13 protein-coding genes are annotated in these 13,263 nt (G+C 70.9%); 5 read left to right on the top strand and 8 right to left on the bottom strand.

What is annotated here, in order from left to right:
• Positions 1–18 precede the first annotated feature (18 nt).
• A complete protein-coding gene (locus ACTWPT_RS40930) occupies positions 19–2,286 on the top strand; it encodes an arylsulfatase (RefSeq protein ID WP_443182917.1) in 2,268 nt (755 codons plus the stop codon).
• Positions 2,287–2,549: 263 nt separating this feature from the next.
• Positions 2,550–2,807 carry a hypothetical protein gene (locus tag ACTWPT_RS40935; protein WP_443182918.1) on the top strand — a complete coding sequence of 86 codons (258 nt, stop codon included), beginning with the start codon at positions 2,550–2,552 and terminating at the stop codon, positions 2,805–2,807.
• A 200-nt stretch (positions 2,808–3,007) separates the two neighbouring features.
• Here the strand turns inward: ACTWPT_RS40935 and ACTWPT_RS40940 are convergent, their stop codons facing one another.
• Positions 3,008–4,180: an MFS transporter gene (locus ACTWPT_RS40940; protein ID WP_443182919.1), complete on the bottom strand. Its 1,173-nt coding sequence runs from the start codon at positions 4,178–4,180 to the stop codon at positions 3,008–3,010.
• Positions 4,181–4,281: 101 nt separating this feature from the next.
• Between ACTWPT_RS40940 and ACTWPT_RS40945 the strand changes: the two genes are divergently transcribed.
• Positions 4,282–4,632 (top strand): ArsR/SmtB family transcription factor, encoded by a 351-nt coding sequence (locus tag ACTWPT_RS40945; RefSeq protein ID WP_443182920.1) that lies wholly within the window; start codon positions 4,282–4,284, stop codon positions 4,630–4,632.
• Between the two features lie 235 nt (positions 4,633–4,867).
• On the opposite strand, the gene ACTWPT_RS40950 is transcribed toward ACTWPT_RS40945, so the two are convergent.
• Positions 4,868–5,323 carry a MarR family winged helix-turn-helix transcriptional regulator gene (locus ACTWPT_RS40950; RefSeq protein ID WP_443182921.1) on the bottom strand — a complete coding sequence of 152 codons (456 nt, stop codon included), beginning with the start codon at positions 5,321–5,323 and terminating at the stop codon, positions 4,868–4,870.
• Between the two features lie 118 nt (positions 5,324–5,441).
• On the opposite strand from ACTWPT_RS40950, the gene ACTWPT_RS40955 reads away from it, so the two are divergent.
• Positions 5,442–6,089, top strand: coding sequence for a nitroreductase family protein (locus ACTWPT_RS40955; protein WP_443182922.1), 648 nt, complete (start codon positions 5,442–5,444; stop codon positions 6,087–6,089).
• A gap of 166 nt (positions 6,090–6,255) precedes the next feature.
• Here ACTWPT_RS40955 and ACTWPT_RS40960 read toward each other — a convergent pair whose 3' ends face one another.
• From ACTWPT_RS40960 to ACTWPT_RS40985, 6 genes are read right to left on the bottom strand one after another with little or no spacing between them, the layout of a single operon-like run.
• Positions 6,256–8,958 (bottom strand): fumarate reductase/succinate dehydrogenase flavoprotein subunit, encoded by a 2,703-nt coding sequence (locus tag ACTWPT_RS40960; RefSeq protein WP_443182923.1) that lies wholly within the window; start codon positions 8,956–8,958, stop codon positions 6,256–6,258.
• Positions 8,959–9,705: an ABC transporter ATP-binding protein gene (locus tag ACTWPT_RS40965; RefSeq protein WP_443182924.1), complete on the bottom strand. Its 747-nt coding sequence runs from the start codon at positions 9,703–9,705 to the stop codon at positions 8,959–8,961.
• A complete protein-coding gene (locus ACTWPT_RS40970; protein WP_443182925.1) occupies positions 9,702–10,478 on the bottom strand; it encodes an ABC transporter permease in 777 nt (258 codons plus the stop codon). Before ACTWPT_RS40970 ends, ACTWPT_RS40965 begins: the two co-directional genes overlap by 4 nt.
• Positions 10,475–11,845, bottom strand: coding sequence for an ABC transporter substrate-binding protein (locus ACTWPT_RS40975; RefSeq protein WP_443182926.1), 1,371 nt, complete (start codon positions 11,843–11,845; stop codon positions 10,475–10,477). The genes ACTWPT_RS40970 and ACTWPT_RS40975 overlap by 4 nt, the downstream gene beginning before the upstream one ends.
• A gap of 11 nt (positions 11,846–11,856) precedes the next feature.
• The gene (locus ACTWPT_RS40980) at positions 11,857–12,084 is read right to left on the bottom strand and encodes a 4Fe-4S dicluster domain-containing protein (protein ID WP_443182927.1); all 228 of its coding nucleotides are present in this window, start codon (positions 12,082–12,084) and stop codon (positions 11,857–11,859) included.
• Positions 12,075–12,830, bottom strand: a complete 756-nt coding sequence (locus ACTWPT_RS40985; RefSeq protein ID WP_443182928.1) for a GntR family transcriptional regulator — start codon at positions 12,828–12,830, stop codon at positions 12,075–12,077. Before ACTWPT_RS40985 ends, ACTWPT_RS40980 begins: the two co-directional genes overlap by 10 nt.
• Before the next feature lie 271 nt (positions 12,831–13,101).
• On the opposite strand from ACTWPT_RS40985, the gene ACTWPT_RS40990 reads away from it, so the two are divergent.
• Positions 13,102–13,251 carry a hypothetical protein gene (locus ACTWPT_RS40990; RefSeq protein ID WP_443182929.1) on the top strand — a complete coding sequence of 50 codons (150 nt, stop codon included), beginning with the start codon at positions 13,102–13,104 and terminating at the stop codon, positions 13,249–13,251.
• The last annotated feature ends 12 nt before the right edge of the window (positions 13,252–13,263 follow it).

The raw sequence follows: 13,263 nt of genomic DNA on the forward strand, positions 1-13,263 counted from the left end.
ACACCCGGAGGAAGCCACATGACGTTCCATGGACGTGTCGGCCGGACCGTAGCCGAGTCGGCCCCCTGGTGGCCGGAACAGGTGCGCGCGCCCGAGGGCGCCCCCAACATCGTCCTGGTGCTGCTCGACGACATGGGCTTCGCCGACATCGGGCCGTACGGCTCCGAGATCGACACCCCCACGCTCGACCGGCTCGCCGCCCGCGGCCTGCGCTTCACCAACTACCACACCACCCCGCTCTGCTCCCCCTCCCGCGCCAGCCTGCTGACCGGGCTCAACCACCACCGGGCGGGGTACGCCTTCGTGGCCAACGCCGATCCCGGCTTCCCCGGCTACGCCTTCGAGATCGCCGACGACGTGCCGACGTTGCCTGAGATCCTGCGCGGAGCCGGGTACGCCACCTTCGCGGTCGGCAAGTGGCACCTGACCAAGGACGCCACGATGCACGACGGCGCTCCCCGCTCCTCCTGGCCAACGCAGAAGGGTTTCGACCGCTTCTACGGCATCCTGGAGGGGCTGACGTCGCTGCACCATCCGCACCGCCTGGTGCGCGACAACTCCCCGATCGAGACCGACGCCTACCCCGAGGGCTACTACCTGACCGACGACCTCACCGACCAGGCGATCGGGATGATCAAGTCGTTGCGGGCGCACGACGCGCGCAAACCGTACCTTCTCTATCTGGCGCATCCGGCGGTGCACGGCCCGCTCATGGCCAAGCCCGCCGACATCGCGAAATATCGGGGCAAGTATGGGAAGGGCTGGGACGCGCTGCGCGAGGAGCGGTTCGCCAGGCAACTCTCCGACGGGCTCTTCCCCGAAGGTACCGCGCTGCCGCCGCGCAACAGCGAGCCCTTCCACGACGTCCCCGTCTGGGATTCGCTCCCCGCGGAGGAGCGGGAGCTGTTCGCCCGGTACCAGGAGGTCTATGCCGCGATGGTCGACAACGTCGATCAGAACCTGGGCCGTCTGCTGACCGTGATCGAACAGTACGGAGAGCTCGACAACACCATCGTAATCTTCACCTCGGACAACGGCGGCACCGGCGAGGGCGGCGCGCGCGGCACCCGCTCCTACTTCAAAGCGTTCGGCAACCGGGCCGCGCTCAGCGTCGACTGGAGTCCTGACGTGCCGCGTGATCCCGAGCTGATCGGCGGGCCGCAGGCGATGGTCCACTACCCGCGGGGCTGGGGCATGGCCTCCAACACGCCCTTCCGCCTGTACAAGGGCACCACCCACGAGGGCGGCGTACGCGCGCCGTTCCTCCTGTCCTGGCCGGCCAGGCTGCGCGAGGCGGGACTGCGCGACCGCTACCAGTACGTCACCGACGTGCTCCCCTCACTGCTGGAGCTCGCCGGCGTGACCCGTCCCGAGCCCGCGGCGAAGCTGGACGGGACATCCTTCGCCGACGTCCTGACCGACCCGGCGGCGCCCAGCACCCACCGCGAGCAGTACGCCGAGATGACCGGCAACCGCGCCTTCCACCGCGACGGCTGGAAACTCGTCGCCCTGCACCGTCCCGGCCGTTCCCACGACGACGACCCCTGGGAGCTGTACGACCTGCGCGCCGACCCCACCGAGACCCGCGACCTGGCCGCCGACCACCCGGAGCTGGTGGCCGAGCTGGCCGCGGCGTGGGAAAGCGCCGCCTGGCAGAACCAGGTGTTCCCGCTCGACGACGGCACCGGCTACCTCTGGACCGCCCGCCCACCCGCGGAGGCCGCCTTCCACGAGCCCGTCACCCTCCTGCCCGGCACGCCCACGCTGGAGCGCTACCGCGCCGCCCAGCTGATCGCGTTCCGTGACTTCCGTATCGACGTGCGGCTCACCCACGGCCCCTCCGACCAGGGCGTGCTCGTGGCCCACGGCGATCAGGGCGGCGGCTACGGCCTCTACGTCGAGGACGGCCGCGTCCATCTGGCCTACAACGAGTACGGCGAGCTGAAGGTGGTCGCCGCTGATCACCTAAGGCCGGGCTCGCACGTGGTCTCGCTGACCGCCGCCGCGCTGCCCGGCTTCCGCTGGGACCTGCGGCTGGAGCTGGACGGTCACCGCGGCGCCGAGCTGGAGGGGGTGCGCATGCTGATCGGGCTGGCTCCGATGGAGGGCATCGATGTCGGCATCGACCGCCGCTCCCCCGTCTCCTGGCCCGTCTACGAACGCCACGGCCCCTTCCCCTACAGCGGCGATCTGATCTCCGTCACCTACCGACCCGGAGCGCCTGCCGCCTACGACCCGAAGGAGGTCCTGGCCACCCTACGCGCCGCCGCCGACTCCTTCGACTGAGCCGCGCGACCGGCCTCATCAATGCCGGGCGGGCTCAGTGGGAGGTCTCAGCGGGCGCGCACCGGGGACAGGAAGGGCGTCGCGAGTACGGGCCGACCGTGCTGTGGGACGCCCCTGTAGCGGGCCGGTCGTCACGAGGGCGGGCGGGCCGTTCGGATCCCGAGGAGCGAGACGATCGCCGCGAAGACGGCGACCCCCGCGCAGAGGAGGACCGCGTGCCAGTAGGCCGCGCCGTATCGGCGCCTGTGGAGCCGCTCAGGTAAATGCCCGATACCGCCGAGATGCAGATCGCGGCCGCGATGCGCTGCGCCATCTGGAGGATGCCGCCCGCCACTCCGGCCGCCTCCGCCGGCGCGTGCTGGAGCACCGAGGCCTGGAGAGGCGAGATGACCAGCCCCGCGGCGGCGCTCTGGCACATGGAGCAAACCGCCAGCAGCACGGGCGTGCCGCCGCCGCTCGCCCACCTTGACCCGGACCCCGTCGACCACTCCTCCGCAACGCAAGCCCGGACCCAAAAGTAGCGGCGGACGTCCACCCGCTGGGCTTCATGGTCCGCCCGCCCCACTCATCTCCGACGCCGAAACGTCCACCAGGCGTCGATGTCGCCTTGATCCGCACTTGGCTTCGTGACCCCGTCACACGATCACGTGACACGTCCTGACGGGGGAACGCTCATAACCGGCGGCGGCCTGCGCTTACCTCGCGCTTCCCGGCAGCGATATCACGTCCTCATCGCGCCGGACCGGCTGGCGGGAACGGCGGCCGCGCGACGGCGGGGCAGCAGGGTGACGAGGAGCGCGACGAGGTAGACGGCCGCGGCGCACCAGGGCAGCGCGGTCACACCCAGCGTGGTCAGCAGCGCGCCCCCGAGTCCGCCGCCGGCCGACATTCCCAGGTACAGCGCGGAGCTGTTGAGGCTGAGCAGGAGCGTCCCCGCCTCCGGCGCCGCCGCCATGAGCCGCATCTGCTGGGCGGGCACCATTCCCGCCGATGCCACTCCCATGGCGAAGATGAGCACGCCGGCCAGGACCAGGTTGTGCGCGAACAGCAGCAGCGGCGTCCCTATCGCGGCCGCGCCTACGGCGACCGCGAAGACACGGCGGCCGCCGTAGGCGTCGATGGCTCGCCCGGCAACAGCCGTGCCGATCACGCCCGCAACACCGCTGACCAGCATCACCAGCGTCAGGCCGCGCCCGGCGATCCCCGCCGTCTCCCGCAGCAGCGGCGCGACGTACGTCATGACCATGTACGCTCCGAGCAGCGTCACCGCCGTCACCGCCAGCAGGCCCGCGATACTCGGCCGGGCGGCCATGGCCAGCCGCTCGCGCAGCGAGAGCGCGCCGGGCAGGTGGACGGAGGGCAGGAAGACGGCCACACCCGCCGACGCCAGCAGGCCGAGCAGCACGATCATCCAGAACACGCCCCGTGGCCCCACCGCCTGCGCGACCACCGTGCCGAACGGCACGCCGATCAGTCCCGCCGCGCTGAGGCCGCCCATGACGAGCGCCAGCGCCCGGCCCGACCGCTCCGGCGGGCTTAGCACGACCGCCGTGCCGGAGGCGTTCGGCAGGTAGAGCGCCGCACCCAGGGCGGCGATCACCCGTGAGGCCATCATCACCGGGTACGACGGTGCCACCGCCGAGAGCGCGTTGCCCGCGGTGAACACCAGCAAGGTGATCGCCAGCAGCCGTTTCCTGTTCGCCTTGCCGGTCAGCGAGGTCAGGACGGGGGCGGCGATCGCGTAGACGAGGGTGAAGATCGTGATCAACTGGCCTGCGGCGGCCTCGGAGACGCCGAGTTCGCGGGAGAGCTCGGGCAGGATCGGCGCGACCACGAACCCGTCCACCCCGATGGCGAACGCGGCCACGGCCAGGATGAGAAGCCTAGGAGGCATGGGACTCCTTCTTGGATATTTCTAGCAGATTCGAAATAGGAGCCAAGCATGTCCCGGAGCTTATTTCAATACTTCTCGAAGAATGCGATAAGGTGGCGGCCATGCGGGAGTTGCGCCAGCCGGCCGTCGAGGACATCGACCTGAGCGACGTGCTGTTCGCACTGGCCGACCCGGTCCGGCGCGTGCTCGTCGCCCGCCTGGACAAGGGCGGAGAGTGCGGCACGGCACAGTGTGCCGGCGACGAGATGGCCGCCTCGACGGCCTCACACCACTTCAAGGTGCTGCGCGAGGCGGGCGTGACGAGCACCCGCCGCGACGGCACCCGCCGCCTGGTCTCGCTGCGCCGCGCCGACCTCGACGCCCGCTTCCCCGGCCTCCTGGACACTATCCTCCGCGCCGACCTCACACCGTCGACCGGCCACGCACCATCCCCGGACCCGCCCGCCCGCTGACCCCCGGCCGTGTCCCACGGCTCGTCCGGCCGAGTTTCGCGCGCCGGTTGTCCCGGTCCGGTCGCCGTGGTCTTGGCAAGGAAACGGCAGCGTGCGCCTTTACTGCACGGCCGTGGCCCGTCCCCCTGATTCACGACAGGCTCCGACCTTGCCGTCACTCGCTTCCGCGTGCCTGCCCATGAGGGCTCGATGCCCGCTGATGGCGTTCTCGCCGAGGAGTTGAGCAGGCGCCGACCTACAGCAGCTTGGCAAGGAGCGCGCCCAGGCGGCGGCGCTCGTCGGCGGTGAGGGCCCGGAAGGTGTCGTCGAGAAATGCCGGGAGCGACTCCTGGGCCGCGGCGAGCCGTCGACGGCCCGAATCCGTGATGGTGACGGCGTAGGAGCGCCGGTCGCTGGGATTGCGCTCCCTGCGTACGTGACCCGCCTGTTCCAGGTCGTCACAGACGCCGACCATGACGCTCCGGTCGATGCGCAATTCCTCGCTGAGCGTTTGCTGCGAGCAAGGGCCGACGGCGTCCAGCATCTGGAGCACGAGGTGTTGCCCGACCCCCAGCCCTTCCTCGGCCGCGTGCGCGTCGGCGGCGCGCGCCACGGCGGCCGAGGCCCGGCACAGCGCGATGTCCAGCCGCTCGGCCGCAAGCCGTGAAAAGTACGCCGGCCGGGCACGGCCGGTCGCCCTCGTGGTCGCCATCGCTCTCCTTTCCCGGATGACTAGCCTATCGCAAACCTTCTCTCCATAGATTGTTTGACAGCAGATGATTTGCGACCATACGGTTCATGGTCATGACCGTTGCCGGAGGAGCCACATCATGACGCTGAATCTCACCCCCGACGAGCTGCTGAGTACCACCCGTGCGGTGCGTAAGCGTCTCGATCTCACCCGTCCGGTGCCGCGCGAGCTGATCGAGGAGTGCGTGGACCTGGCGGTACAGGCACCGACCGGGCGCAATCGGCAGCGCTGGCACTTCCTCGTCGTCACCGAGCCCGAGCGGCGGCGGGCCGTGGCCGACATCTTCCTGCGTGCTCTGTCCCTGGCCAACGGGCAGCCGCTGAGTGAGCGGGATCGTTGGCGGATGGGCTACCATCCCGGTTCCACCGAGCGGGTCTTCGACGGCCTGCGCCATCTGGCCGAGAACATTCACCGGGTGCCCGCCTTCGTCATCCCCGGCGTGGAAGGGCGCACCGACCGCGCCCCAGTGACCGTGCAAGCCGGCGCCTGGGGATCCATCTTGCCCGCCGTCTGGAGCTTCATGTTGGCCGCCCGGGCGCGTGGCTTGGGCACCGTCTGGACGACCGCGCAGGGACCACTCGAACGCGAATTGGCCCAGGTGCTGGGCGTGCCCTACGACGACGTGATGCTGGCGGCGTTCATTCCGCTGGCCTACACGATCGGCACCGACTTCAAGCCCGCACGCCGCATCCCACGGGAGGAGGTTCTGCACTGGGAACGCTGGTGAGTGCGATGCCGGAGCTCTGATCGAAGTGACCCGGCGCTGAGACCGCCGGCCGCCCCGATGACCAGCGCCTTCATGCACGCATATCGGCTAAGACCTCAGATTCCCCGGAGACGGCTCCCGGCACGCGGGCCGCCGGGCTCTGCGAGCGCCATCGACGATCATTTCGTCAACGTCGGCCTTCCGAACGCGCTCCCGCAGCTCGGGACCCGCTCCCGCCGGCGGTCGCACTGCGGGCGTGGGCGCGGACGTCGGCGTCCGGGTCCGACAGGGCGGCACTCAGCGCGGCGGCCACCTCGGGCCTGCCCGCCCAGTGCGACAGTGCGAGCACGGCCGCCTTGCGTACGTCGAGGTTGGCGTCCGCGAGCGCGCCGACGAGCGGCCCCGACGCGACGTCTGCATCCGCGACGGCCAGGCAGCGGACCGCTCCGACACGTACCTGCCAGTCGGGGTCGTGGATCGCCTGCGCGGCCTGGGTCTCCAGCGGGGAGCCTGTCGCGCCGGAGGCCTCCAGCGCGGCGGCGCGCACGAGCGGGTCAGGGTCGGCGGCCAGGGCCGCCAGCGCGGCGGACGGCTTGCCGATGAGGCCCAGCCCTTTGGCCGTCCACACCCGGACCTCCCGCGACGGGTCCGTGGCGGCCGCGGCCACGAGGTCGGCCTCGTCCAGGGACACCAGCCCGCGGATCGCCTCGATGCGTACCCGCCGGTCGGTGTCGGCCAGGCCGGCAGCGAAGGTCTGCCGGTCGCCGAGCCGAAGGGCGCGCAGGACGTCGAGCGCGCACGCCCGGACCACGGCGTCCTCTCCGCCGAGCCGACCGGCCAGGGCCGCACCGAGTTCCGACGTGGCGGGCAGGACCTCGACCAGTTCCTTCAGCGCGGTGGCCGCGGCCCGCCGCACCGTGCCGTGGGCGTCTCCGAGCGCGGCGGCCAGCGCCGCGCCGGCGCCCTCGGGGACGATCTCGGTGAGTGTGGCGATGGCGGCCCGCCTGACCTTGGGGTCGGGGTCGGACAGGTAGGGAGTGAGCTGTGCCGCGGTGGGCTGCTCCTCGGCCAGCCGGTGCAGTTCCAGGATGCGGGGTGAGCGGCCGACAGCAGTCCGGTCGGCGCGTGTGGCGGCGACCCGCCGCATGGTGGTGGCGGTGTGCGCGCCCAGAGTCACCGGTTCGGCGGCGGCCGGGGCGAACTCGGGGACGGGCACCAGGTAGGGCTCCACCGGGCGCTTGACGAACTCCATCGCGCCGTCGCCGCGCTTGCGCAGGTTCAGGTGGAACAGCCAGGCGGCGTCGTCGCGGGCGGGCAGGTCGGCCCGCTCGTGGTACAGGCCCCAGCGGCTCTCGGTACGGGTGAGCGAGGCGCGCGCGGCCATCTCGGCGCAGTCCCGGATGAAGTCGACCTCCACGCAGCGCATGAGCTCGTGCGGGGTACGCGCGCCCATCCCGGCGATCTCCTCGCGCATCCGCTCGAAGGATTCCAGGGCGATCTCCAGCTTGGCGGCCGTCTTGGGCGGCGTCACGTAGTCGTTGACGAAGCGGCGCAGCTTGTACTCGACCTGCTGCTGAGGCGGCCCGTCCGGATGACGCAGCGGCCGGTAGGCCAGCGCATGGGCGTCGGCGATCTGGTCCTCCGGCAGCATGTCCGGCACGGTGGCGTGGGCGGCGGCGTGGGCGCCGGCCAGGTCGCCGAAGACGAACGCGCCGATCATGTAGTTGTGCGGCACGCAGGCCAGGTCGCCGGCCGCGTACAGGCCGGGCACGGTCGTCGCCCCGTTCTCGTCCACCCACACCCCGGAGGCCGAGTGGCCGCCGCACAGGCCGATCTCCGAGATGTGCATCTCCACGTCGTGGGTGCGGTAGTCGTGGCCACGCCCGGCGTGGAAGGTGCCGCGGGTGGGTCGCTCGGTGGTGTGCAGGATGTTCTCCAGCGCCGAGACGGACTCCTCCGGCAGATGGGTGAGCTTGAGGTAGATCGGGCCGCGGGCCGAGGCGATCTCGGCGGCGACCTCGGCCATCATCTGGCCCGACCAGTAGTCGGAGTCGACGAACCGCTCCCCCTCGTTGTTGACCTGATAGCCGCCAAAGGGGTTGGCCACGTACGCGCAGGCCGGGCCGTTGTAGTCCTTGATCAGCGGGTTGATCTGGAAGCATTCGATGCCGCTGAGCTCGGCGCCGGCGTGGTAGGCCATGGCGTAGCCGTCACCCGCGTTGGCCGGGTTCTCGTAGGTCCCGTACAGGTAGCCGCTGGCGGGCAGGCCGAGGCGGCCGCACGCGCCGGTGGCGATGATGACCGCGCCGGCGCTCACCGTGACGAACCGCCCGGACCTGGTGTCGAACCCCGCCACGCCGACCGCCCGGCCGCCGGAGGTGAGCACCCTGACCGGCATCACCCGGTTCTCGATGCGGACCTTCTCCCGGATGTCCCGACGGCGCAGCACCCGATACAGAACCTTCTTGACGTCCTTGCCCTCCGGCATGGGCAACACGTAGCTGCCCGAGCGGTGAACGCGGCGCACGGCGTACTCACCGTACTCGTCCTTCTCGAACTTGACGCCGTAGCGCTCCAGCCGCCGGACCATGTCGTGGCCCCTGGTGGCGGTCTGGTAGATCGTCTTCTGGTTGACGACCCCGTCGTTGGCCCTGGTGATCTCGGCTACGTAGTCCTCGGGCGTGGCCTTGCCGGGAATGACCGCGTTGTTGACGCCGTCCATGCCCATGGCCAGGGCGCCGCTGTGGCGCACGTGCGCCTTCTCCAGCAGCAGCACGCGCGCGCCTCGCTCCGCCGCGGTGATGGCGGCCATCGTGCCCGCGGTGCCTCCGCCGACGACGAGAACCTCGCACTCCAAGTGGAGGCGGTCCTCGATCGAGGGGATCTCCATCTACAGCTCCTTCACGATCCTGTCGCGCAACCCGGCGTGTGCGTGCTCGTCCACCCCGCGCACGCCGAACACCGCGCGGACGCCGTGGCCGCCGAGTACCGCGACGCGGTCGGCGAGCAGCAGCGCCTCGTCCACGTCATGGGTCACGAAGACGACCGTCGCCTGGGTGTCACGCAGCACGTCGAGCAGCAGGCGCTGCATCTGGGCCCGGGTCTGGGCGTCGAGCGCGCCGAACGGCTCGTCCATCAGCACCGCGCGCGGCGCAGCCACGAGAGCGCGGGCGAGCTGCACGCGCTGACGCATGCCGCCGGACAGCTCGCGCGGCAGTCTGTCCGCGGCCCCGGTCAGGCCCACGCGCTCGATCCAGTCCCGCGCCGCGGCGGCGCGCTCCCGCCTGCCCACCTTGCGGATGCGCAGGGGCAGCTCGACGTTCCGCAGGACGGTCCGCCACGGCAGCAGCCCGTCATCCTGGAAGACCATGGCGCGTTCGGCCGAGGTGCCGGTGACCTCGGCGCCGTCGGCGCGGACGACCCCGCCGACCGGCGGCAGCAGCCCCGCCAGTGCCCGCAGCAGCGTGGACTTGCCCGAGCCCGACGCGCCCACCACGACCAGCACCTCGCCCGGCACGATCCGCAGATCGACCTCGCGCACGACCAGGTCGCGACCGTAGCCGAGGGACAGCCCCTCCAGGGCGAAGCCGAGCCCGGCCGCCGGTGCCGTGCGGACCCTGGGCACCACCGCGGTCATGACGTGCCTTCCTGAGCTCTCGGCAGCCAGCGGGTGACCCGCCGCCCGGCCAGCTCCACGGCGGCCGAGGTCAGCCAGCCGAGCAGGCCGATGGTGACCATCCCGACGATCACTCCGGGATAGTCCACCAGCGTGTACGCCTGCCACGTCCGGTACCCGACCCCGAACTCGCCGGAGATCATCTCGGCCGAGATCACGCAGATCCACGACACACCCATGCCGACCGACAACCCGCCGAACACCCCCGGCAGGATCCCCGGCAGCACAACGTGCCACAGCACGTGCAGGCGCCGGCCGCCGAGCGTCCTGACGGCGTCCTCCCAGAGCGTGGGCAGCGCCCGGACGGCGTGCCGGGTGCTGACCAGGATCGGGAAGAAGGCGGCCACGAAGGTGATGAACACGATGCCCTGCTCGTCGGTCGGGAACAGCAGGATCGCCACCGGGACGAGCGCGATCGCCGGGATGGGGCGGACCGCCTCCAGCAGCGGCAACAGCACATCCCGGGTGCGCGGCGACCTCCCGAGCGCCACACCGGCGGCGATGCCCGCGATCGTGGCCAGGCCGAACCCGGTGAGGATGCGAATCAGGCTCTGCAGCAGGTCCAGCGCGAAGACCGGAGTGACGAGCTGCCGGACGGCCTCACCCGCGATCTCGTCGAGGGTGGGCAGCCGATCGAACCTGAGCCACAGCCGGGCGTCCGCGGCGGTGAGCGCCTGCCACAGCCCGGCCGCCGCCAGAACGGAGGCCACCCTGATGACCCATCTCCTGCTCATGCGCCGGCCTCCTTGAGCGCGGCGTCGTACGTGATGGGCTCGGCCTTCGGATGGCCGGCCCGGTAGGCGTCGGCGCCGTCCTGCGTGGTGAAGGGGAGGAAGTTCGCCCCCTCCTTCAGCCACACCGCGTGGTCGGCGAACCAGCGGGTGCCGGTGACCGTGTCGGGGACGTAGGCGGCGCGCACCTTGGACTTGGCGGCGGCGATCTGGCGGAGCAGGCAGGTGGGGCTGGCCGCGGGCTGCGTCGTGGCGGCGCCTTCGAGCCACAGCTCCGACGCGGTCCTCGGGTCCCCGGCCGCGCCGCCGCACACGGGGTCGGTGCCGGTGATCCGGGCGGGGTTCGCCGTGGAGGCCACGTCCTTGTCGTACGCCGGACCGTAGGCCTTGCGCAGGTAGGAGTCGTTGACGAAGGCGGAGACGTCGACGCCGCCGAAGTCGGTGCCGATGCGCTTCAGGTACGGCACGTCGTGCTCGTGCGCCGCCTTGAGCTGCGGCTTGAGCATGACGTCGAAGGTGGAGATGCCGCCGGGCCCGTTGTAGAGGTAGACGACCTCGGGAGGCAGGCCGGTGACCTTCGCCACGGACTCCGCCGCCGCCAGCGGGTGCTCGTGCAGATAGCGGGTGGCGTCGATCTGCGCCTTGAGGAAGGCGTCCACCACGTCGGGATGCTCCTTCGCGTACGCCTGGCGCACCACCACGCCGTGGAAGGTCGGCACGTCCAGCGCGGAGCCGTCGTAGAGCAGGCGGCCCTTGTCCTGGAAGACGAGCAGGCCGGGCCAGGCGACGAACTGCGCGTACGCCTGGACGCCGCCCGACTCGAGCTGCGAGGCGCCGACGGCGGGCTGGTGGTTGACCACCTCGACCCCAGTGACCTTGGCCTTCTCCAGGGCCTGCACCAGGGTGCCGTGCCCAGCGGAGCCGACGCTGGCCGAGACCTTGGTCCCCTTCAGGTCGGCCAGCGTCCTCGCGTTGGACGCGGGCGGGACGACGACCATGTTGAGACCGCCACGCAGGTTGTAGCCGGTGATGGAGATCAGCTCCGTACGCGCGGCGGGAACGTTCTGGGTACGGGAGGCATTGATCAGCAGCGGATAGTCGCCCATCGAGCCGATGTCGATCTTTCCTGCGACCATCTTGGCGGTGATGGGCGCGCCGGTGTCGTAGTCCTGCCACTCGACGGCGTACTTGTCGCCGAGCCGCTTCTCCAGGTAGCCGAGCGAGCGCAGCAGCGTGCCCGCCGTGACCGTGTTGATGGTCTTCGACTGGTAGCCGATGACCAGCTTCGTCTTGCCCGTGCCGCCCGCCGCCCCGGCCACCGAGCAGCCGGCGGCGGCGACCAGGGCGAGGGCCGCCAGAACGATGCGCATGGTCGCTTTCCTCATCGCAGCAGGTAGGGGATGTTGATGGTGACCGCGTCCACAGGGCACCTGGCCGCGCAGGGACCGCAGTACCAGCACTCGTCGACGTACATGTAGGCCTTGCCGGTCTCCTCGTGGATCGCCAGGGAGTCCAGCGGGCAGGCCTCGACGCAGAGCGTGCAGCCGTCGATGCACAGCGCCTCGTCGATGGTCACGGGCACCTCGACCCGCTGGTTGATCAGGGCCATCGCTCCTCCTGGTCAGTGGCGCGGTCGAGATGTCCGCGCATGGTCAGCCGGTCGCCTCTGAAGCGGATGAACTCCAGGTCGACCGGCCGGCCGTCGGCCAGGTGGGTGAGCCGCTCGACCATGAGCAGCGCGGCGCCGCGCGGCGCTTCGAGCACGGTTGCCGTATGTGGGTCGGCGTTGACCGCCTCCAGCGTGAGGTCGGCCGTGCCGAGCTGCTGGCCGGCGATCTTCTCCAGCAGCACGAAGATGTCGTTGTGTGCCAGGTCCGCGTCGAACAGCGGTTCACCGACGTCGCGGGCCAGGTAGGTCAGGTCCAGCGAGAGCGGCAGGCCGTTGAGACGGCGGAGCCGTTCGAGATAGACGACCGACTCGCCCGAGGACAGGCCGAGCCGGGTGCTCACGGCGGCGGGCGGCTGGATCAGGGTCATGGTCCTGACCTGGTTGGTCACCTGTCCGTGCTCGTGCAGCGTCTCGGCGAGGCCGAGCAGCTGATGCAGGCCGTGCGGGTACTTCTCGCCCGCGACCGTGGTCCCCACTCCGGGGCAGCGCTCGACCAGCCCTTCCTCGTGCAGCAGGCGCAGGGCGTCGCGCACCGTGTTGCGGGAGGCGCCGAACTCACGCGCCAGCGCCGCCTCCGGCGGCAGCCTGCCGTGGGGGAAGATCCCGTGCACGATCTGGCGCCTGAGCAGATCGGCCACCTGCCTGGCACGGTCGGCGCGGTGCCGCGCGGCCCCGATCTGTCCCATCTCCACCTCCCTACCTGGACACAAGCAATAACCTAGCAATTGAGTAGGTAAAGTGGGATAACGGTAAGATTGCGCCACCTTGCGTTACGCACACACCGTCTGCGAGCAGCGGCTAATCTCCGGACGCCACAAGATCTGCCACCTCGCGGCAGCGAAATGGCACGCCGCACCATCTACGAAGCCGCCCTCGCCGCAGCCGTTACCCAGTCCGAATCCGGGTGACGTCCAAGCGGACGAGGTCTTGGCGGTGCCCCCGGGATGGCTGCCTTCGATGTCTCCATCCAGACCGCTGTTCGCCGCCGTCATGCTCACCGTCGTGGGCCTCCTCGACGCCTGTGGCGGCGGGGGCACTGCCGGAACGGCGCAGGGCGACAGCAAGCTCGTGTACGGCGCCCGCCCTTTCATGAACGCTTTTGGCTAAAGCAGTATATCT

Source organism: Nonomuraea sp. 3N208 (genome assembly GCF_052245935.1).
In the GTDB taxonomy this organism is placed as follows: domain Bacteria; phylum Actinomycetota; class Actinomycetes; order Streptosporangiales; family Streptosporangiaceae; genus Nonomuraea.